General features: G+C 65.4%; 18 protein-coding genes and 1 tRNA gene. 13 read left to right on the top strand and 6 right to left on the bottom strand.

From position 1 onward, the window contains the following. Positions 1-19 precede the first annotated feature (19 nt). Entirely contained in the window at positions 20-1,378 is a 1,359-nt protein-coding gene (gene serS, locus HV793_RS20725; protein ID WP_175181159.1) for a serine--tRNA ligase, read from the top strand. 232 nt (positions 1,379-1,610) lie between these two features. After that, positions 1,611-1,859 carry a hypothetical protein gene (locus tag HV793_RS20730; RefSeq protein ID WP_082400638.1) on the top strand — a complete coding sequence of 83 codons (249 nt, stop codon included), beginning with the start codon at positions 1,611-1,613 and terminating at the stop codon, positions 1,857-1,859. Positions 1,860-2,102: 243 nt separating this feature from the next. On the opposite strand, the gene HV793_RS20735 is transcribed toward HV793_RS20730, so the two are convergent. Then, entirely contained in the window at positions 2,103-2,432 is a 330-nt protein-coding gene (locus tag HV793_RS20735) for a virulence factor (protein WP_175213872.1), read from the bottom strand. 307 nt (positions 2,433-2,739) lie between these two features. Continuing rightward, positions 2,740-3,252, bottom strand: coding sequence for an ASCH domain-containing protein (locus tag HV793_RS20740; protein ID WP_054450123.1), 513 nt, complete (start codon positions 3,250-3,252; stop codon positions 2,740-2,742). 191 nt (positions 3,253-3,443) lie between these two features. Between HV793_RS20740 and HV793_RS20745 the strand changes: the two genes are divergently transcribed. Together HV793_RS20745 and HV793_RS20750 are read left to right on the top strand one after the other, a co-directional pair. Continuing rightward, on the top strand, positions 3,444-3,641 hold the full coding sequence (locus HV793_RS20745; RefSeq protein ID WP_013391913.1) for a hypothetical protein: 198 nt from the start codon (positions 3,444-3,446) through the stop codon (positions 3,639-3,641). 67 nt (positions 3,642-3,708) lie between these two features. After that, positions 3,709-4,905, top strand: coding sequence for an amidohydrolase family protein (locus tag HV793_RS20750; RefSeq protein WP_175159471.1), 1,197 nt, complete (start codon positions 3,709-3,711; stop codon positions 4,903-4,905). Positions 4,906-4,915: 10 nt separating this feature from the next. Here the strand turns inward: HV793_RS20750 and HV793_RS20755 are convergent, their stop codons facing one another. After that, positions 4,916-5,794: a LysR family transcriptional regulator gene (locus tag HV793_RS20755; protein WP_175213873.1), complete on the bottom strand. Its 879-nt coding sequence runs from the start codon at positions 5,792-5,794 to the stop codon at positions 4,916-4,918. Positions 5,795-5,952: 158 nt separating this feature from the next. On the opposite strand from HV793_RS20755, the gene HV793_RS20760 reads away from it, so the two are divergent. The 3 genes from HV793_RS20760 (at position 5,953) to HV793_RS20770 (ending at position 9,890) form a co-directional block, all read left to right on the top strand. Further along, positions 5,953-7,080: a mandelate racemase/muconate lactonizing enzyme family protein gene (locus HV793_RS20760; protein ID WP_054450128.1), complete on the top strand. Its 1,128-nt coding sequence runs from the start codon at positions 5,953-5,955 to the stop codon at positions 7,078-7,080. A gap of 144 nt (positions 7,081-7,224) precedes the next feature. After that, on the top strand, positions 7,225-8,205 hold the full coding sequence (locus HV793_RS20765; RefSeq protein WP_054450130.1) for a Bug family tripartite tricarboxylate transporter substrate binding protein: 981 nt from the start codon (positions 7,225-7,227) through the stop codon (positions 8,203-8,205). Positions 8,206-8,303: 98 nt separating this feature from the next. Continuing rightward, on the top strand, positions 8,304-9,890 hold the full coding sequence (locus HV793_RS20770) for an EAL domain-containing protein (RefSeq protein WP_054450132.1): 1,587 nt from the start codon (positions 8,304-8,306) through the stop codon (positions 9,888-9,890). Positions 9,891-9,905: 15 nt separating this feature from the next. Here HV793_RS20770 and HV793_RS20775 read toward each other — a convergent pair whose 3' ends face one another. Next, positions 9,906-10,745, bottom strand: a complete 840-nt coding sequence (locus tag HV793_RS20775; RefSeq protein WP_054450135.1) for an IclR family transcriptional regulator — start codon at positions 10,743-10,745, stop codon at positions 9,906-9,908. A 189-nt stretch (positions 10,746-10,934) separates the two neighbouring features. On the opposite strand from HV793_RS20775, the gene HV793_RS20780 reads away from it, so the two are divergent. The 3 genes from HV793_RS20780 to HV793_RS20790 are packed head-to-tail and all read left to right on the top strand — an operon-like array spanning position 10,935 to position 14,155. Further along, the gene (locus HV793_RS20780; RefSeq protein ID WP_175214062.1) at positions 10,935-12,569 is read left to right on the top strand and encodes an MFS transporter; all 1,635 of its coding nucleotides are present in this window, start codon (positions 10,935-10,937) and stop codon (positions 12,567-12,569) included. A 14-nt stretch (positions 12,570-12,583) separates the two neighbouring features. Further along, complete coding sequence (locus tag HV793_RS20785) at positions 12,584-13,534, top strand: carbon-nitrogen hydrolase family protein (protein WP_054450139.1); 951 nt, start codon at positions 12,584-12,586, stop codon at positions 13,532-13,534. A 3-nt stretch (positions 13,535-13,537) separates the two neighbouring features. After that, on the top strand, positions 13,538-14,155 hold the full coding sequence (locus HV793_RS20790; protein WP_119450782.1) for a flavin reductase family protein: 618 nt from the start codon (positions 13,538-13,540) through the stop codon (positions 14,153-14,155). Positions 14,156-14,969: 814 nt separating this feature from the next. On the opposite strand, the gene HV793_RS20795 is transcribed toward HV793_RS20790, so the two are convergent. Beyond that, a tRNA-Ser gene (locus tag HV793_RS20795) sits at positions 14,970-15,060 on the bottom strand. A 287-nt stretch (positions 15,061-15,347) separates the two neighbouring features. Between HV793_RS20795 and HV793_RS20800 the strand changes: the two genes are divergently transcribed. The 3 genes from HV793_RS20800 (at position 15,348) to yaaA (ending at position 18,236) form a co-directional block, all read left to right on the top strand. Continuing rightward, positions 15,348-16,565: a cation:proton antiporter domain-containing protein gene (locus tag HV793_RS20800; protein WP_054450164.1), complete on the top strand. Its 1,218-nt coding sequence runs from the start codon at positions 15,348-15,350 to the stop codon at positions 16,563-16,565. 102 nt (positions 16,566-16,667) lie between these two features. Next, on the top strand, positions 16,668-17,450 hold the full coding sequence (locus HV793_RS20805) for a 3-hydroxybutyrate dehydrogenase (protein WP_119450785.1): 783 nt from the start codon (positions 16,668-16,670) through the stop codon (positions 17,448-17,450). A gap of 15 nt (positions 17,451-17,465) precedes the next feature. Continuing rightward, on the top strand, positions 17,466-18,236 hold the full coding sequence (yaaA, locus tag HV793_RS20810) for a peroxide stress protein YaaA (RefSeq protein WP_054450168.1): 771 nt from the start codon (positions 17,466-17,468) through the stop codon (positions 18,234-18,236). 58 nt (positions 18,237-18,294) lie between these two features. On the opposite strand, the gene HV793_RS20815 is transcribed toward yaaA, so the two are convergent. Continuing rightward, a complete protein-coding gene (locus HV793_RS20815) occupies positions 18,295-20,517 on the bottom strand; it encodes an FUSC family protein (protein ID WP_054450170.1) in 2,223 nt (740 codons plus the stop codon). Positions 20,518-20,865: the final 348 nt, after the last annotated feature.

Consider the following 20,865-nt stretch of genomic DNA (forward strand, 5'->3'; position numbering starts at 1 on the left):
CAACCTCACCGATATCACCATGCTAGACCCGATACTGCTGCGTAAAGACCTGCAAACCGTCGTAGACCGCCTCAAGAGCCGTGGCGTGTCCTTCGACACGGAACGGTTCAATGAGCTGGAATCCCGCCGCAAGGCTGTCCAGACTGAAACCGAGTCCCTGCAAGCCCGCCGCAACGCGCTGGCCAAGCAGATCGGCCAGCTCAAGGCCAAGGGCGAGGACGCCAGCGCCGTCATGGCCGAATCGCAGGCCGTGCCCGTGCGCCTGAAGCAGCTGGAAGAAGAGCTGGCCGCCTTGCAGCAGCCGCTCAATGAACTGCTGATGTCGGTGCCCAACCTGCCGCACGCCAGCGTGCCGCTGGGCGAATCCGCCGACGACAACGTCGAAGTGCGCCGCTGGCTGCCGGGCGCGGCCGGCGCCGACGGCAATCCCCCGGCCCTGGCGTTCGAGGCCCGCGACCACGTTGCCATCGGCGAGCCCCTGGGGCTGGACTTCGACATGGCCGCCAAGCTGTCCGGCGCCCGCTTCTCGTTCATGCGCGGCCCGATTGCGCGCCTGCACCGTGCGCTGTCGCAGTTCATGCTGGACCTGCAGACGGGCACGCACGGCTACACCGAGTGCTACACCCCCTACATCGTCAATGCCTCGACGCTGTACGGCACGGGCCAGCTGCCGAAGTTCAAGGACGATATGTTCGCGGTGTCCAAGGGCGGCGGCGACGACGATCCCAAGGTCGACGACCAGGGCAAGCCGTACGTGCGTGAAGACCAGTACCTGATCTCCACCTCGGAAATCACCTTGACCAGCGTGGCGCGCGACACCATCCAGGCCGCCTCCGACCTGCCGCTCAAGCTCACGGCGCACACGCCGTGCTTCCGCTCGGAAGCCGGCAGCGGCGGCCGTGATACCCGCGGCATGATCCGCCAACACCAGTTCGACAAGGTTGAAATGGTGCAGATCACCCAGCCCGATCAGTCCTACGAGGCGCTGGAAGACATGGTGGGCCATGCCGAGCGCGTGCTGCAACTGCTGGGCCTGCCCTACCGCGTTGTGCTGCTGTGCACGGGCGACATGGGCTTCGGTTCGGCCAAGACCTATGACCTGGAAGTGTGGCTTCCCGCGCAGAACACCTGGCGCGAGATTTCCTCGGTGTCGAACTGCGAAACCTTCCAGGCCCGCCGCATGCAGGCGCGCTTCCGCAATGCCCAGGGCAAGCCGGAATACGTGCACACGCTCAACGGTTCGGGCCTGGCCGTGGGCCGCGCGCTGGTCGCCGTGCTGGAAAACCACCAGCAGGCAGACGGCAGCGTGCTGATTCCGGAGGCGCTGCAGCCTTATATGGGCGGCCTGACGGTGCTGAATCCGGCACCGAAAGCCTGACGCTTTTCAGCTGTCCATCCGTCATTTGGCGGAGTAAAAGACGGAGCCTTCGGGCTCCGTTTTTTTTTATTATCTGTACATATTCCTGTCGCCTCGGGCCTTTAAGCTGCCTGCGCTAGTGTTTGATTATGATGTGAGCAATTGTGTATTCCAATAAAAGGGCCGGATAGTTACGGCACAATATGCCCCGTGTGCTACACGCTTCATTCACTTAAATAACAAGGAGTTGCCCATGACTTCAAGAATGATTGGAGATTTTCGTGTGAGATGCTCCGTGGCTCAGGAAGACGAGCAGGGCTACCGTGTGCAGATATGGACGCGCCGGGTTGGCGGCACCGCGCCGGAAAAGTGCTGGACCGTGCCCGGACAGGCGCCGTTTTCGAGCCTGCACGAAGCCGAGCAGGAAAGCCTGCAACTGTTCCAGGGCATCAACGGCGTGCGTTTCAACGGTGAACCGGAGTTTGCCCATGCGTCCGCATAATGGTTGGTGGCGGTCGTCGAGCGAGCCCCGCCGTTGGATCGATCTCGTTCAGGAAACGCCGCGGTGGAGCGATGCCAAAGCCAGCAAGGCTCCGCAGCAACCGGTGGTGTTGGTCGGCAAACCCGTGCAGGCTCCTGCAGCCTGAGGTGCTTTCCGCGCGGCACCGGACATTGCCCCGCAGAAAAAAAAGGCCACTCGCAAGAGTGGCCTTTGCTTTTTCCGGCGCCTGGCGGCCGTCACGCGTTAATCGCGGTCATGTCCGCGGCCGCGGCCGTGGTGGTGGTCATGTCCGCGTCCGCGGCCATAGTAATAGCCGCGGTCGTAATAGCGGCCGCCGCCGCGGTAATACACCGGCGCCGGGTAGACCACCGGCGGCGCGACATACACCGGCGCGGGGCGGTAATAGACGGGCGGCGGGGGAGGCACATACACGGGCTGCGGCGCGACGTAGACCGGCGCGGGGTATACGCCCCCCGGTATGCCGATCGAGATGCCGACGTCCACGCGAGCCAGGGCGACGCTGGAGATCAGCAGACCAGCGGCACCAGCACCAGCGATAAGCCATTTTTTCATCTTGCACCTGCCTGCCGCTTGACGCAGCAAAGTTGAGTATTCGTTGATGCCATTTTCGGGCTTTTCGATCAGGCAGACGTAAGCGGGCCCGCGTCAATCGCGACAATCCGCAACCGTCCCCGCCCATATGGCATGCGGCTTGCTGCTACGCAACAGCGTGAGTCCGCTCTGATGCGGCCGCAATTGAAATGGATTGAAATCGCCTGGAATCAGGTGAAGCCGAGTGGCCAGGTTACAGGCAGTCACCATCCGCCCCTGTTTCCGCGTAACGACGTTGCGCGGGCGCACCAGTTTTTTGGGGCAGGAGCTAGGCGTCCAGCTCCCCATCGGCCTGTTGGCGACGGAATTCGACCACCCAGACCCACGGGTTCGCTGCCCAGGCGTGCGAGCCGTAACGCTCGCACCAGGTCAAGGCGAAGGCGGTCTGCAGCGGCACGCCCGGCAATAGGGCGGAGCTTTGGTACAGGGCTTGCGTGCCTTCGGCGCGGGCATCGGCTTCGGACAGCGTTTGCAGGCGCTGGACGCGCACGCCCACGATAACGGCGGTGGCGAAGGTATTGCCGGCTTCGTCGGTCAATTCGATACTGTCGCCGGATTTTCCAAATGGGCACCTGACCCAGCTTGAGGTCTTGCGCAATTCGGATGGATTATCCAGCGACGGGCCCATGGCCACCCATCTGCCGGAATCCGCGGCGTCCGCATACCAGACCGTGGTCAGTTTGGTCGGTTGCGGCTTCAGGATGCGCCGGCTCTGCACTTTACGGCCGTCCAAAACAGCTTGTTTAAGCGGCTCGCTGAATTGAAGAGACTGCCTTTTCATACGCTCGCGGTTCCTCCAACGGTCAAAGCATATGCGCCAATGCGGCGACAGCCTGGTCGACGCATGCCTACTGTGCGGGCGGTTTGGGCCTGGAATCGGGAAGTATGCCGCCTCAAGGCCATCATGTCAGGCATGAGCTGGATTTATGTGTCTTTTTGAATACGGCGCGGGGATGTTTGTATACTCGAAACATGACTACGAACCTGCATGATCTCAAGCCGGGTTACTACTGGTACACCATGGCAAATGACCCGCTCGCCATCATTCATATCCATGAGGATGGCGGCGCCACGCTGATGGGTACGGATTACCGCATCGGCGCCGAAGGCGTGGCCGACATGGTCCGCCAGGGTGAACGTTTCTTCTGGATAGAACCGCCCCAAGCCTGAGCTTGATGGCGCGTGCCGCCTGGTCTGCGCAAGGCCAGCCGCCACGCGCGGCGCCTGGAATCCTGCCATGACCAATCTGTTTTTGAAGAATGTCCGCGCCCCGCAAGGCGGCGCGGTGGACGTGCTGGTGCGCGACGGGCGCATTCAGGGTATCGGGCCGGGCCTCGCCGCCGCGCCCGGCATGCCTGTCGAGGACGGCGCAGGCGCCTTGCTGCTGCCTGGCCTGGTCGAAGGCCATACTCACCTGGACAAGACCACCTGGGATTCGCCCTGGTACGTGAACGAAGTGGGCCCGGCGCTGACCGACCGCATCGAGAACGAACGCGTCTGGCGCGCCCGCAGCGGCCATGACGCGGCCAGCCATTCGCGCGCCCTGGCGCTGGCCTTCCTGCGCGAAGGCACGACCCGCATCCGCACGCACGTGGACATCGATACCGACGCCGGGCTGCGCCATCTGGAGGGTGTGCACGCCACGCGCCAGGAGCTGGCCGGACGCGTCGAGATCCAGACCGTGGCCTTTCCCCAGTCGGGCCTGCTGGTCCGGCCCGGCACGGCCGAGCTGCTGGACCAGGCCCTGGCGCAGGGCGCGGATGTGCTGGGCGGGCTGGATCCCTCGGCCATCGACCGCGATCCGGCGAGGTCGCTCGACGTGCTGTTCGGCCTGGCGGACAAGCATCACAAGCCCGTCGATATCCATCTGCACGAGCCGGGCGAACTGGGCGCCTTTACCCTGGACCTGATCCTGGACCGCGTCCAGGCGCTGGGTATGCAGGGCAAGGTTGTCATCAGTCACGCCTTCTGTCTGGGCGGCGTCGACGCCAAGCGGCTGGACGGCCTGCTGCGGCGGCTGGCCGCGCTGGACGTGGCCTTGCTGACGACCGCGCCGCCGTCGCGGCCCGTGCCGGCCGTGCGCGCCTGTCGCGAGGCGGGGGTGACGATCTTCGGCGGCAACGATGGCATCCGCGATACCTGGACGCCTTACGGCAGTCCCGACATGCTGGCGCGCGCCATGCTGATCGGGCTGCGCAACGACCTGCGGCGCGACGACGAGGTCGAATGGGCGTTCGATTGCGTGACCGCCGCCGCGGCCCGCGCCTGTGGTTTCAGGGACTATGGCCTGGCGCCGGGCGCGCGCGCCGACCTGGTGCTGGTCGACGCCAGCTGTATTGCGCAAGCCGTGGCAACGCGCGCGCCGCGCCGCCTGGTGGTGTCGGGCGGCGTGGTCGTGGCGCGCGACGGCCGCGACGCAAACGCACAGGGCTGATCTTCCGCGCTCAGTCCAGGCCGAGCTGGGTCTCGGCCATTTCCACGAAGGCCTGCATCAGCGCCGAACGCACGCCGGAGCGCAGCCAGACCGCGCCCACGGTGCGCACCGGGCAGGGCGGCGGCAAGGGCCAGCGCCTGACGCGGGCTGACGGTTCACCGGTGGTCGCCCAATCCGGCAGCAGCGCCACGCCCAATCCTTCCGACACCAGTTTGGCAATGGAATCGATTCCATCCAGCTCGAAGCGCACGTGCGGCCGCAGGCTGCGCGCACGCAGGTAGTCGTCGGCCATCTTGCCGCCCACCACGCTGCGGTCATAGCAGATGTAGGGTTCGCGAGCGATGACTTCCAGCGGATCGCGCACCTTCATGTCGGCCGGCGTGACCAGCACCAGCGGTTCTTGCCGCAGGTCGCGCCAGGCGCAGGTCTTGGGGATGGCGAATAGCGGATGCACCAGCAGCGCGCCGTCCAGTTCGCCGGACAGCACCTTGCCGTAGAGCAGGGTGGTGGGCGCGGGTTCTATGTAGATTTCAATGTGGGGATGGCGCGCGGTCCAGGCGCGCAGCACGGGCGGCATGATGCCGGTCAGCGCGGTGGGCGTGGCGCCCAGGCGCAAGGGGCCCGCCGGCAGTTCGGTGTCGGACGCGGCCGAACGCAGGTCGCGCACGTCGCGCAGGATGGCGCGGGCGCGCTCCAGGATCCGCATGCCGGCCTGGGTGGGCTTCACGGTGCGGCCGGAGCGCGCGATCAGGGCGCTGCCCATGTCCGTTTCCAGCGCGCGCAGGCGCTGCTGCACCGTGGCGGGCGTCAGCCCCTGGTGGCGCGCGGCCTGGGCGATGGAACCCAGCTCCACCACGTGCACATAGGTTTGCAGAAAGCGCGAATCCACGAACCAGCTTCTCCTGAAAAGATGCTTTTTCCATATTCTAAAGATGGATGAAGATAATTGTTGTTTTCTTTTGCCGCGGCAAGAATACGTTCAGAGCGTTGAGGCCCCGCAAGCCGCGCAGGCCCCGCCCGACCATCCCGATTACCAAGGAGCCAGTTGTGCCCATCATTGAATCCATAGACGTGTGCGCCGCCGCGGTGCCCCTGGACAAGGTCACCTCGTTTTCGAACCGCACCGTGTCCACACGGCACTACGGCCTGGTGAAGGTCCGTTCCTCCGACGGCGTGGAAGGCATCGGCTTCTGCTACGTGGGCAGCGCCGGCGGCGCCATCTTCGAAGCCGCGGTGCAGAACCTGCTGGGCCCCGTGCTGCTGGGCAAGGATTCGCTCGCCGTCGAAGGCCTGTGGCAGGCGATGTACCAGGAAGCCCTGCTGCAAGGCAGGCAAGGCACGGTAATGCGCGCATTGAGCGCCCTGGACATCGCGCTGTGGGACCTGAACGCCAAGACCGTCGGCCTGCCGCTGCACAAGTACCTGGGCGCGGTCGAGCTCGAAACCGTGCCGGCCTATGCCAGCGGCGGCTATTACCTCGACGGCAAGACGCCCCAGCACCTGGGCGAGGAAATGGCGAGCTACGTGGACAAGGGCTTTCGCGCCGTGAAGATGAAGACCGGCCGCCTGTCCCCGGCCGAGGAAGAGGCGCGCCTGAAGGCGGCGCGCGAGGCCATCGGCCCCGACGTCGAGCTGATGATGGACTGCAACAACGCCTGGCAGGACGTGACTCAGGCCATGCAGTACATCCGCCGCTTCGAACAGTACGATCCGTACTTCATCGAAGAACCCTTCGGCCCCGACGACATCGACAGCCACGCCAAGCTCGCGCGCCTGACGCGCCTGCCCATCGCCACCGCCGAGATCGGCTACGGCCGCTGGTATCACAAGGAGCTGCTGGACAAGGGCGCAGCCGGCATCCTGCAGACCGACGCCGCCGTCTGCGGCGGCATCACCGAATGGAAGCGCATCGCCGCTACCGCTGCCAGCTACGGCGTCGTGGTTTGCCCGCACTGGTTCCATGACGTGCATGCGCCGCTGGTCGCCGCGACGCCGAATGCACGCTACGTCGAATTTTTCTGGGACGATCAGGTCCTGAACTTCCGCAGGCTGGTCGACCGCCAGTTGACGCACAAGCAGGGGCGCGTGGTGTTGCATCAGGAGCCCGGCCTGGGCTTCGGCTTCGACGAGCGCATGGTCGAGCGCTACGGCAAGTGGAGCCGGGTCGCTGGTTGAGGGCAGGGCGCGCGGCCTGCGGGCCGCGCGCAGCAGCGCAGGAGCATCGCAGCCAGGCCGCGCCAGACGGCCGCTTGCGGTGAGCGGTGACAGAGTTTCGAGAACCAGTCGCCGGCCATCGGACCGGCGCGCGAGGAGACAGCAATGCAACGTAGGCAATTCATGACCGGCGCCGCGGCGCTGGGAGCCGCGCTGGTCCTGCCGGCGGCGGCGCGGGCGCAAGACCTGCCGCAGGGGCCGGTGAAGATCGTGGTGGGCTTTCCCGCCGGCGGCGGCACCGACGTGCTGGCGCGCCTGCTGGGGCAGAAGCTGGGCGTGATGTGGAATATTCCCGTCATCGTCGAAAACCGCGCGGGCGCGGCCGGCATCATTGCCGCCGAACAGGTGGCGCGCCAGCCCAACGACGGCAACACGCTGTTGATGGCGCACGTCAACAGCCACGGCATCGCGCCGGGCCTGCAACCCAAGCTGGCCTATTCGGTGGACCGCGACTTCACGCCCATCGCGCTGGTCGGAAAGACGCCCACCATCCTGATCGGCGGCGCCTCTCAGCCCGCCAAGACGCTGCCCGAGCTGGTCGCGCTGTGCAAGGCGCAGCCGGGCAAGATCGTGTTCGGTTCGGCCGGCAGCGGTTCGGCGCAGCACCTGGCGCTGGAGATCTTCAAGGCCCGCGCCGGGATTGACGTGCTGCACGTGCCCTACAAGGGTTCGGCTCCCTTGATGAACGACCTGCTGGGCGGCCACGTGCAGTACTGCTTCGAAGGCATGACCACCGCCACGCCGCTGGTGCAGTCCGGCAAGGTGATCGCGTTGGCGCAGACTCTGCTGCAGCGCTCCAAGAGCCACCCCAATGTGCCGACCGTGGCCGAACAGGGCTATCCCGGCTTCGAGGCCAGCATCTGGTTCGGCATGGTCGGTCCGGGCAAGATGCCCGCCGCCATGGTCCAGCGCATGAACCAGGACATCGACCGGGCGCTGGCGATGCCGGATGTGCAGGAAAAGCTGGCGCAGGTGGGCGCGGAGGATGGCGGCGGCAGCGTCCAGCGCTTTGCCGACTTCATGAAGCAGGAGCAGCAGAAGTACGCCCAGACCATCCGCGACGCGAAGATCGTGGCGGAAGGCTGAAACGCCGGCTGCGAGCGGAAATTGATGGAGACACTGCCCCCTCAAAAAGTGTAAAAAGATATAACCTCGCCAGCCGGCGATCCCTGGGGACGGCCTCGATGCCGCGCAAGTTTGTAATCGGCATCGCCATCGCTCTCGCCGCCGCCGCGGCGCTGTTGCCCATCGGCTTCGCGCTGCACATGTCCTGGTCCCGCGCCGTCGCGGGCGAACAGCGCTATCTGGACGACCAGGCCCAGCGCATCCTGAGGGACACGCAGGACTTGCTGGACCAGACCGTGACCACGCTGCGCGATCTGGACGGGCTGGCATTCGAACCCTGTTCACCCCAGCACATCCGCCATATGCGGGCCCTGGCCCTGAGGGACCGGGCCGTGGACGATCTGGCCTACGTGGCGGGCGGCATCGTCCAGTGCACCACCTGGGGCGTGCCCAGCTACGAAGAGCCGCTGGTTCCGGCCCAGGTCGAACTGGCCAATGGTGGACGCCTGTTGCTGGACGCAGTGCCCGTCTTGAGCCCCGGCATCAGGATGGTGGCCGTGCGCCACGGCGATTACAGCGCCTTGTTCGAACCAGGCCGGTTCACCGAAAAGGCGCTCACGGACGGCGCGCAACTTGCCGTGGTCCTGCCGGGCGTGGGCATGCTGGGCACCCGCAACGACCCCGATCTCGTGCTGGTATCGCAGGCGCTGAATGGCGGCAAGCTGGACATCGACGAGGCCTATCTCAGCGCCGTCGCCCGCAATGCGGACCTGGCCGTCGTCCTGCTCGAACCTCAAACCGAAGCGCTGGACATGCTGCCGCGCGAACGCCTGTTCTGGTTGCCCATGGGGACGCTGGTCGCGGCGGCCATGATCGCGCTGGTCGTCTGGCTGTCGCGCCGGCGCCTGTCGATCGCGGGCGAATTGGCCGCCGGCATCAGGCGGCGGGAATTCGTCGTCCACTACCAGCCCATCATCGACCTGCGCACTGGCCGCTGCATCGGCGCGGAGGCGCTGGTGCGTTGGATCAGGCGCGGCGGCAAGACCCTGAGACCTGATCTGTTTATCTCGATCGCCGAGGACAACGGCCTGATGGCCCGCATCACCGAAGAGGTGTTTCGCCTGGTGATCCGGGATATGGAGGATCTGCTGGGCGAGGACCGGGGGGCGCACATCTCGGTCAACCTGAGCGCCAGCGATCTCAAGGATGGCGGGGCGTTGCGGGTGTTGCAGCGCATGCTCGAAGGCACGGTCATCGATCCCCGGCAGATCTGGCTGGAAGCCACCGAACGCGGCTTCATGGACGTGGACAAGGCCTGCAGCGTGATCGAACAGGCCCGGGCGCAAGGCCATGCCGTGGCCATCGACGACTTCGGCACGGGTTACTCCAGCCTGTCCTATCTGCAGCGGCTGCCGCTCGACTCGCTGAAGATCGACAAGTCCTTCGTCGACACCATCGGCACCGATTCCGCGACCCACAAGGTCACGGACCACATCATCGACATGGCCAAGTCGCTGAACCTGCTGACCGTGGCCGAAGGCATCGAACGTCAGGAACAGGAAGACCACCTGAAAGCGCGCGAGGTGGATTTCGGCCAGGGCTGGCTGTACGGCAAGCCCATGCCGGCGCCCGAGTTCATCGCTTACTACAAGAAAAACGTGGCCAGCACGCCGCCGCCCAGCCGGCTGCCCGACGCGCGGAGGTGAGGGCGGCAGAAGCGCCTAGCGCGCCTGCGGCTCCACCCAGCCTGCCGTTGCCGAGATCGAGCGGGCTTTTTCACTGAGCAGCCGCGCCGTGTCGGATTGCAGGTCGTCGTCGATGGCGCCCACCGGGCCCATCAGCGTGATGGCCGCCTTCATCTCGCCCAGCATGTCGAAAATGGGCGCGGACAGCGACGTGAAGTGCGGCAGCAGCGCGTCGCGGCAACGGCTGAGGTGGTGTTCGAGCACTTCCTCGCGGATGGCCTGCACGTCCTTTTGCGTGTAGGACTTGCCGCCATATCCGTCCGAACCGGCCGAGGCCATTTCCTGTTCCAGCAGTTCGCGCGTGCTGGCTTCCGGCAGGTGCGCCAGGAAATTGCGGCCCAGCGCCGAGGACAGCAGCGGCAGCACGCTGCCCACGCGCAGTTCCAGCAGGGGGCGGCTGCGGGCGCCTTCGACGCGGTAGACGATGGTCGGGCCCTTGTTGCCCCACACGCCCAGGAACACGGTGTGGCCGGTGACCGCGGCCACTTCGGCCATGATGGGCCGGGCGGTGGTGAATACGTCGAACTGTTCCAGGGCCGCCAGGCCCAGCCGCAGGGCATAGGGACCCAGGCCGTAATGGCCCGTATCCGCGTGCTGCTGCACCACGCCCACCTTCTGAAAGCTGACCAGGTAGTAGTGGACGTTGGGTACCGTCAGTTCACAGGCATCCGCGATTTCCTTCAGGGGCAGGGGGCGGCCGGCCTTGCGGATGACGTCCAGGATCCGGAATCCCACTTCGATCGACTGGATGCCCCTGCGCGCGGCGGCAGGCGCCTGTTCCGCGTTCTTTTCCATCTTGCCGGCGGGCCTTGCCATTGCTGCCTCCACTGTTTTTCTGGCGGGAGTGTAGCAGCGGGGCGGACCCTTGCCGCCCGGGCGCGCGGGCGGCTTCGCCGGGTTTCCCCTAGTTTTTCAGGTCCTGGGTTAAGTTTGATAATAGTTAATGAATACAGCATTATCAATCTAAAGCGATTGGGGAAAGCAAGCGTGGAAGCGAATGTGGCAATGCCGCGGATCGACGCCGGTCCGACGCTCAGCAGGAAAGAGGAACGCCAGGTGGTGGTGGCCTCGACCCTGGGCACCTTGTTCGAGTGGTACGACTTTTTCATTTACGGGACCCTGGCCGTCTTCATGAGCCAGGTGCTGTTCCCGCAGGACAACCCCACGGTGGCACTGCTGGCCGCGCTGGGCGCGTTGGCGGTGGGCTTCATCATCCGGCCCCTGGGCGCCGTGATGTTCGGCTACCTGGGCGACAAGCTGGGCCGCAAGTACACCTTCCTCATCACCGTGGTGATGATGGGCGGCGCAACCGTCCTGATCGGCTGCCTGCCCACCTATGAATCGGCCGGCCACCTTTCATGGATCCTGCTGCTGACCCTGCGCGTGGTGCAGGGCCTGGCGGTGGGCGGCGAGTACGGCGGCGCGGTCATCTATGTGGCCGAGCACTGCGAACCCAAGCGCCGAGGCCTGCTGACGGGCTGGATCCAGATCACGTCCTCGGCGGGCCTGATCCTGTCCCTGATCGTGATCCTGTGCACCCAGGCATCCATGAGCGCCGAGGATTTCCGCCAGTGGGGCTGGCGCCTGCCGTTCATCCTGTCGATCGTGATGCTGGCGATTTCGATCTACGTGCGCGCCAAGCTGCACGAGTCGCCCGTGTTCACGCGCATGAAGCAGCAGAACCGCCTGTCCAAGAACCCGGTCAAGGAGACCTTCGGCCAATGGTCCAGCCTGCGGCTGGTGCTGCTGGCGCTGATCGGCGTCACCGCCGGCCAGGGCGCTACCTATTTCACCGGCCAGTTCTACGTCATGATCTTCATGCAGCAGGCCGTGCAACTGGACCAGACCAGCGTCTACACGCTGATCCTGATCGGTTTCATCATCGGCGCGCCGACCTTCGTGCTGTTCGGCTGGCTGTCGGACCGCATCGGCCGCAAGTGGATCATGATGGTCGGCTTGTTCGTCGCGGCGCTGGGCTACCACTCCATGTTCGACGTGCTGCTCAAGGCGGGCAACCCGGCCCTGGCGCAAGCCATGCAGACCACCCCGGTGCGCGTGCATGCCGACACCAGCGGCGGCGCCTGCGACTTCGGACTGCAGGCCGCCATGATCGGCAGCCATGCCGACCACAAGAAGGTCTGCGTGCAGGCCAAGAAATTCCTGGTCGGCAAGGGCATCAACTTCGAATACGCCGCGCCGCTGCCCGGGCAGAGCATCGCCATGAGCGTGGGCGGCACGACCGTCAACGGCTTTGACCGCGCCGCCTACACCAGCGCGCTGACGGCCGCCGGCTATCCCGAGCGGGCCGATCCCGCGCGCGTCGACCGCACGACCATCATCCTGATCCTGGTGCTGATGACGGCCGTGGTCGCCATGGTCTACGGCCCGGTGGCGTCCTATCTGGTCGAATTGTTCCCGGCCCGCATCCGCTATACGGCGCTATCCTTCCCGTACCACATCGGCGCCGGCATCTTCGGCGGCATCGTGCCCTTTACCGCCACCTACCTGGCTCAGGCCAGCGGCAATATCTTTGGCGGCCTGATGTATCCGGTCGTCGTGACCGCGGTGGTCGGCGTCATCGGCAGCCTGTTCCTGCCGAACACCCGCGCCCGCGCCATCGACGAAGACGCTGCACACTGAGAAAGAGGAGAGACATGTCCACGCAACAGAGCTTCAAGGCTGCCGTCATCCAGGCGGCCTCCATTCCCACCGACAGCGTCGCCTGCGCCGAAAAGGCGGCATCGCTCATCCGCCAGGCGGCGGAGCAGGGCGCCCGCGTGCTCGTGTTCCCCGAGGCGTTCCTGGGCGGCTATCCCAAGGGCAACTCCTTCGGCGCGCCCATCGGCATGCGCAAGCCCGAGGGCCGCGACGCCTTCGCCAGCTATCACAACCAGGCCATCCGGCTGGATGGCGAAGAGGTCGCGCTGGTGGCCCAGGCCGCGGCCGACACCGACAGCTTCGTGGTCATGGGCTGCATCGAAGCCGATGGCGGCACGCTGTACTGCACGGTGCTGTACTTCAACGGCCGTGAAGGGCTGGCGGGCAAGCACCGCAAGCTCATGCCCACCGCCGGCGAACGCCTGATCTGGGGCTTCGGCGATGGTTCCACCATGCCCGTCTTCGACACGCCCTACGGCAAGATCGGCGCCGTCATCTGCTGGGAAAACTACATGCCCATGCTGCGCATGTACATGTACAGCCAGGGCGTGGCGCTGTATTGCGCGCCGACTGCCGACGACCGCGATTCCTGGATTCCCAGCATGCGCCACATCGCGCTGGAGGGGCGCTGCTATGTGCTCACGGCCTGCCAGCATCTGCGCCGCGATGCCTATCCCGACGATTTCGAATGCGCGTTGGGCGACGCGCCCGACACCGTGCTGATGCGCGGCGGCAGCGCCATCATCGATCCGCTGGGCGAAGTGCTGGCAGGGCCGGATTTCTCAGCCGAGACCATCCTGTACGCCGACATCAATCCCAACCAGATCCTGCGCGGCAAGTACGACTTCGACGTCTCGGGCCACTACGCACGCCCCGACGTGTTCCAGCTGCAGGTCGACACCCGTGAAAAGCGGGCCGTCTCGGCGCTGAATGCCGGGGAGGCTTGAATCATGCATTTTGATTTCAGCGCCTTGCCGACGCAGACGGTCTACAACGTGCTGACCTCGACCGTCACCCCGCGCCCGATCGCGTGGCTTACCACCATTTCGGACAAAGGCGTTGTCAACGCGGCTCCCTTCAGCTTCTTCAATGTCATGGGGCCTCAGCCGCCGACGGTCGCCATCGGCCTGATGCGCCATGCCAGCGGCGAACTGAAGGATTCCGGCGCCAACATCATCGAGAACGGCGAGTTCGTGGTGAACCTGGTGCCGGAGTCGCTGGTTGCGCAGATGAACCAGACCTGCGCCGATTACCCGGCGGACGTGGACGAGATGGCGGCGGCCGGCCTGACCGCGCTGCCGGCTACACACGTGCGTCCCCCGCTGATCAAGGGCAGTCCGGTGTCGCTGGAATGCGTCAGCCAGGCAACCATCGTGACCGGCCCGCGCCAGCTCGTGGTGATCGGCCGGGTGCTGGGCGCGCACGTCGACGATGCCTATGTGCAGGACGCCGAGCGCGGCTACATGGACACGCCGGCCATGGGGCTGATCGCGCGCATGCACGGCGGCGGCTGGTACGCGCGCAGCACGGACCTGTTCCAATTGGCGCGGCCAACGGCGCCCTTGTGATAGTCAGGCGGGGCGGCCCCGCCTTCGCTTGCTGCAATCCGATAGCGCTTCAGCAGGTTGAGGACATCGCCGGCGAAATTCCGGTCTCGAAAAGGCATGGGAGACGCCGATCTTCCTGTCTTGACAGGTATTGCCTCGCTCTGAATACTCCTGGCGCGCCGATGGGGGGCTCGAGTCTGCGGCTTGCCATATGGTGCCAAAGTGACATGGGTCCATATCTGGCGATGGGGCGCTGTCGGGCCATTTCGATGCTCACCCCGGTGGGGCTGCACTTCGGATCCCTCCGTCCGGCCACCGGCTCAAGGCATCTACCCATGAACGGGGTCCAAACCCAACGCATTAGGCAACTGCCAGCCGAGGACCCCGGAGCCATCCGAAGCGCAGCCCCACCGGGGCGAGCATCGGAATGGCGCAGGGCAGCCTCGGCGGCTAAAGGACTCTGGCATCCGCAAGCTCGAGGCCCTACCGCCCCGCACTTCGGTTTTGTGAGGCAGCGTTCTTGAGTCGCCGCCGTCCGGACTGCGGGATTCCGATGCTCGCCCCAGTGGGGCTGCGCTTCGGATCCCTCCGTCCGGCCACCGGCTCGCGGCATCTGCCCATTACGGGATCCAAAACCAACGCATTAGGCGCCTACCAGCCGAGGACCCCCCGGAGCCATCCGAAGCGCAGCCCCACCGGGGCGAGCATCGGAGTGGCGCAGGGCTTGCCTACACGCAAGCCGGCGCGCGCCGAGCCTGTGCGTTTTTAGTTTTTATGAAGTCCGAAGGAAAAAGAAAAAGGCCAATCCCGAGGGATTGGCCTTTTTTGCAATACTTGGCGGAGAGGGTGGGATTCGAACCCACGGTACGGGGATACCGTACGCCTGATTTCGAGTCAGGTACATTCGACCACTCTGCCACCTCTCCGTGGCTGGGTTTCGTAACGGTGGTGTTCCTGGCTGGCCTGGGTTACCCCCAAGGGCCGGGTCTTCCACTAAAGATCCCTGGTCGGAAGGATCTTCGTTGTCGAAGCAGCGAAGCCCGCAATTCTACAGGATTTTTTTTGTTTGTGTAAAGGGGGTGGTTGAAAGTCCCCCACAGCGGGTTTCAACCGGCTTTCAGCGGCGGCGATCTTTGCCCAGAATTCCGACATGCCCGGCGTCCCTGCCCGGCACTCTTCTCTTCTCGGCGCTCATCCCGGAACCGCTAGTCCCATGGATCTCATCCTTATCCTTTTGCTTGCGGCCGTGCTGTGCGTGCCCCTGACCCAGCTGCTGGGCCTGGGCGCGATCCCGGGCTATCTGCTGGCCGGCGTGCTGGTGGGGCCGTCCTGCCTCAGGCTCGTCACCAATGTGGACACCATGATCAATGTGTCCCAGTGGGGCGTGGTGATGATGCTGTTCATCATCGGGCTGGAGCTCTCGCCCAAACGCCTGTGGGCCATGCGCAACGAAGTCTTCGTGCTGGGTTCCTTGCAGATGCTGGCCTGCGGGCTGCTGCTGGCGGTGGTGTTCGGCGCGGCGCTGCGGCATCTGGCCGGCATGGAATGGCAGGCGGCAATCCTTTGCGGGCTGTCGCTGGCCCTGTCGTCCACGGCGGTGGCCTTGCGGCTGCTGGACGAACGCGTGCTGACGCGCACGCCCCTGGGCAGGTCGGCGCTGGGGATACTGCTGTTCCAGGACATGGCGGCGATCCCGATGCTGGTGGCGGCGGGCCTGCTGGGTTCGGATGGCGCCTCGGCGCCTTCCTTCAAGGAGGCGCTGATCGCCGTGGTGGTGGTCGCGGCGGCGTACCGGCTGCGGCTGCTGGGCTGGGCTGCCAAGGCGCAGTTGAATGAATTGTTCACGGCCGCCGCCCTGCTGATGGTGGTGGGCGCTGCTCAACTGTTCGACTACGCCGGCCTGTCCGCGGGCCTGGGCGGGTTCCTGGTGGGCGTGCTGATGGCCGAGTCGCGCTATCGGGATGACCTGGAAAAGGCCATCGACCCGTTCAAGGGGCTGCTGCTGGGCCTGTTCTTCGTAGCCATCGGCATGTCCGTGAATCTGAAGGTGGTGGCCAACCACTGGCCCTTCATTCTTGTAGGCGTATTCGCGCTGCTGCTGGTCAAGGCCTTGATTCTGTACGGCTTTTCGCGCTTTCTGGGCCTGCCGCGCTATCACCGCCTGCTATTCGCGCTGGCGCTGGCGCAGGGCGGGGAGTTCAGCTTCGCCATCTTCAACGAAGCCTGGGACAACAATCTGATGAACCTGGAACAGCGCGACTTGCTGTCCGTCATCGTGGCGATTTCGATGGGCGTGGTGCCGATGCTGATCAAGCTGCTGGAACGCATACCCGAGAACCGGGGCGGCATGGCCGATCTGCCGGCAGCGGAACCGGTCCAGGACGAGGCGCCGAAACCTCCCGCGCCGCGCGATCCTCCTCCCGCTGCTTGACCCTGCGTGCCGTACGGGCATGGCATGATTGCCGTCATGCCGGGCAGCTACACTTGACCCTTGCTTGGCCCGTCCAATGTGCCCGACCACAGGAGAATGCTCATGCTTAAAGGAAAAGTCGCCCTTGTCACCGGTTCCACCAGCGGCATCGGCCTGGGTATCGCCACTGCCTTCGCCCAGCAAGGCGCCGATATCGTCTTGAACGGCTTCGGCGATGCGGCCGAAATCGAAAAGCTCCGCGCCGGCCTGGCCGACAAGCATGGCGTGAGGGTCATCTACGACGGCGCCGACCTGTCCAAGGGCGCGGCCGTGCGCGAGCTGGTCGAGAACGCGGTGCGCCAGTTGGGCCGCATCGACATCCTGGTCAATAACGCCGGCATCCAGCACACCGCGCTGATCGAGGACTTCCCCGCTGAAAAATGGGACGCGATCCTGGCGCTGAACCTGTCGGCAGTGTTCCACGGCACCGCCGCCGCCCTGCCGCACATGAAGAAGCAGGGCTTCGGCCGCATCATCAACATCGCCTCGGCCCATGGCCTGGTGGCTTCGGCGAACAAGTCGGCCTATGTCGCCGCCAAGCACGGCGTGGTCGGCTTCACCAAGGTCACCGCGCTGGAAACGGCCGGCCAGGGCATCACGGCCAACGCCATCTGCCCGGGCTGGGTACGCACTCCGCTGGTCGAAAAGCAGATCACCGCGCTGGCGGAAAAAGATGGCGTGGACCAGGAAACCGCCGCGCGCGAACTGCTGAGCGAAAAGCAGCCGTCGCTGCAATTCGTGACGCCGGAGCAACTGGGGGGCACCGCCGTGTTCCTGGCCTCGGACGCCGCCGCGCAAATCACAGGTACGTCCGTCTCGGTCGATGGCGGCTGGACGGCACGCTAAAAAAGGAATTCCCGAATGCTGTTTTTGCTTTCTCCCGCCAAGAAGCTGGATTACGACTCGCCGCTGCACATCGAGACGCATACCCAGCCGCTGTTCGTGGACCAGGCCGCCGGCCTCATCAAGGTGCTGAAGACCAAGTCGGCCGAGGACATCTCCGAGCTCATGAGCTTGAGCCCGGCGCTGTCCGAACTCAACGTGCAGCGCTATGCCCACTGGAAGCGCAGCTTCACGCAGGCCAACTCGCGCCAGGCGGTGCTGGCCTTCAACGGCGACGTCTACGAAGGGCTGGAGGCCGCGACCCTGTCGGCCAAGCAGCTGGACTGGGCGCAAGAGCACGTGGCCATCCTGAGCGGCCTGTATGGCGTGCTGCGCCCGCTGGACCTGATGCAGCCCTACCGCCTGGAAATGGGCACGCGCCTGGCCACGCCCAAGGGCAAGAACCTGTACGAGTACTGGGGCCCGGCCATCGCTGACTATCTCAACGAACGGCAGGCCGGCCAGAAGGCGCCCGTGATCGTCAACCTGGCGTCCGAGGAATACTTCAAGTCGGTCGACCTGAAGACGCTGAAGGCGCGCGTCGTGCAATGCGTATTCCAGGACTGGAAGAACGGCGCCTGGAAGGTCATCAGCTTCCACGCCAAACGCGCGCGCGGCCTGATGGCGCGCTACGCGATCCTGCACAAAGTGTCCAAGCCCGAAGGCCTGCAAGGCTTCGACCTGGAAGGCTACAAGTTCGACGCCTCTGCCTCGTCGGAAGACAAGCTGGTGTTCCGCCGCAAGGTCTGATCCGGTCCCGGGCCTTGCGCCCGGGACTCCCCATTCCCGTCAGAGCCATCCACGCCGGTCATGCTGCCGCCGCCACCGGCGGCGCGTGCGTGGGATCGGCCAGCGCGTGCAGTTCCTGGCGGATCATGTGCGCCGCCTTCAGCATCTGCTTGACCGGATAGACCAGCGCCGCCTGTTCGCCTTCCGTGTCGAACTGGGTCGGCAGGCCGGCCGGCGCCTGCGCCCGGTTCTCATCCAACAGGTCCACCATGCCGGTCAGCGCCCGCTGTACCGCTTCGGGCGTAGCCGGCAGGCTGGCCAGAATGGGGATGGCCGCTGTGATCTGCGAAGCCAGGATGTGGTTCTGGATCAGCAGGTTGTTCAGCTCCGGCACGCTTACCTGATGCGACGTGGGCTCGCTCATCATCCGGTAGAAAGCCTCGGCGAAATTGCTGAAGGAGATGTGCACGTTCTTGCGCGCCAGCCGCCAGGCCAGGTCGGCGTCCGTGACCGCCGGAGTCTCGCCGGCGGCGGCGCCCACGGGCGCGCCGTGGGCCTGCATGGCCTCGACGTAGCGCAGGCCGGCGATCAGGTATTCGCGGTTGGCGCGCGTGGCCGCGGCCGCCAGCGGTTTCAGGTAGCGGGCCTCCCACCAGGGCAGGATGTAGCTGCAGATCAGCGCCAGCGCGCAGCCGATCAACGTATCGATGGCGCGTTCGCCGATCACTGACATGGACACCGTGCCCGGCGACACGAAGTGGAACACCAGCACCACAAACAGCGTGTTGAAGGTGGCGCTGGCCATGTAGTTCAGCTGCACCAGGCTGTTGCCCATGATGCAGGCGCCCAGCAGCGCGGCGAACAGCAGTTCGGGCCGGTCGGTCAGGTTGAACAGCAGCAGGGCCAGGATGCAGCCGATCAGCGTGCCCGTCAGGCGCCAGCTATTGCGCTGGCGGGTCAGCGCGAAACCCGGCTTCATGATGATGACGATGGTCAGCATGATCCAGTAGTTGTGCGCGGAAAACGCTGGCGAAAGCCATTGGCTGGCCAGCGTCATGGCGATGGCCGCGGCCGCGGTGACGCGCAGCGCATAGCGGAAGTGCGGCGAATCCAGGCGCAGGTTGCTGGTCAGGAGCCCCACGCGGAATTCCTGCCGCGAAATGAAGCGCGTCAGCGACTTGTTGATGCGCAGCACGTCGGTGGGCTTGGCGTCGGGCGAAGCGGCGGTGTGGTCGGCCAGGCGGTCGACGATGCGCGCCGAATTGCGCAGCCGGCGCAGCACCTGGACGATCAGCGCCAGCATCTCGGGCTCGCGCTCGCCCAGGCCCTGCTGCTTGAGCTGTTCGATCTCGTATTCGATGGCGCGCAATTCGGCCTTGGCGCTGCTGCGGTACTGCACCTTGCGCCCGCGCGACACGTCCAGCGCGATGCGGTTGAGCTCCAGCGACATCTTCACCAGCGCATCGCGCATGAACATCAGGCAGTCGCTGCCGGCCAGCGCGCGGCGCAGCGCCGCGTAGTCGGTATGCGTGGCCACCAGCGTATCCAGCAGCTGCAGCATATCGACGAACATGTTCCAGATCATCACGCGCTGGCGGTCGCCCAGGCCTTTGCCGCGGGGCAGGGCGCGCAGCACCATGTCGCGCGCCGCCTGGTGTTTTTCCGTCATGACGGATTGGCGCTGGATCAGCTCGCGGTAGGCGTCGTCCAGATCGGCGGTTTCATCGTAGAAGGTGGCGCGCGCCGCCACGTAGTCGGCGGTGGCGAAGAGCGCCACCGACATGGCCTGCTGCTCCTCGCGCAGCCAGAACAGGCGCGAGAACCCCAGGCTGAATGCGACGTAGAACAGCGCCCCGCCCAGCGTGGCCGTGGCGTGCGCCAGCACCTCATGGGGCGCCAGCGGCGAATGCATGGTCAGGGTCATCAGCAACAGGCCGGCAAAGCCGATCAGCCCGCCGCGTTTGCCGAACACCGTGAACATCGAATAGACGAAGCACTGCGCGATGACCGCCAGCCAGATCAGCACGGGGTGCGATGACGCCAGCCCTGTGATGATGACCGTCAGCGTGCCCAGCGCGGCGCCGCCCAGCATCTCGTTGGTGCGGTGGCGCTGCGGCCCGCCCGGCTGGTCGATGATGGCCAGGCATTGCGCCCCGAACGTTGCAACCAGACCCGTGGTGTAGTTGCCGAACAGGCCGCCCAGCACCAGCACGGGCAACAGCATCCCCACCCCCTGGCGCACCCCTCCGAAGAAGTAGTGGCTGTAGAGGAAGCGGCGGATGCTGGCAATGCGCAAATCCATGAGGCGGCGGCTCGGTTTCGGATGACGAAACAAGTATAGAGAGACTGCCTAAATTTTTGGGGTCGGATAGTTACCGAACCTTCCAAGCAACGGTCGAAGAAAAGTCGATTTGCTACCTTTGACGCAACGCGGTAAATTGCTCCACTTGCATCGGTCTGCCTATCCGAAACCGGTGCGTTGAGGCGGATTGCCAGGGTCACCTCCCAGCCATCCCGCAGCAGTTACACCTGCCGTTGGCCGCGCCACAAGCGTGTGTTGCCAAGGCTTCCATTTCGACCTCCAGCGTCCCCCAGGGGCGTTTGCACTGCGTTCTGTCGAGCGTGTGCCGGGTCGGCAAGGTGTCCGGGT

The sequence above is a fragment of the Achromobacter aegrifaciens genome, assembly GCF_902859965.1.
Classification (GTDB): domain Bacteria; phylum Pseudomonadota; class Gammaproteobacteria; order Burkholderiales; family Burkholderiaceae_B; genus Achromobacter; species Achromobacter aegrifaciens.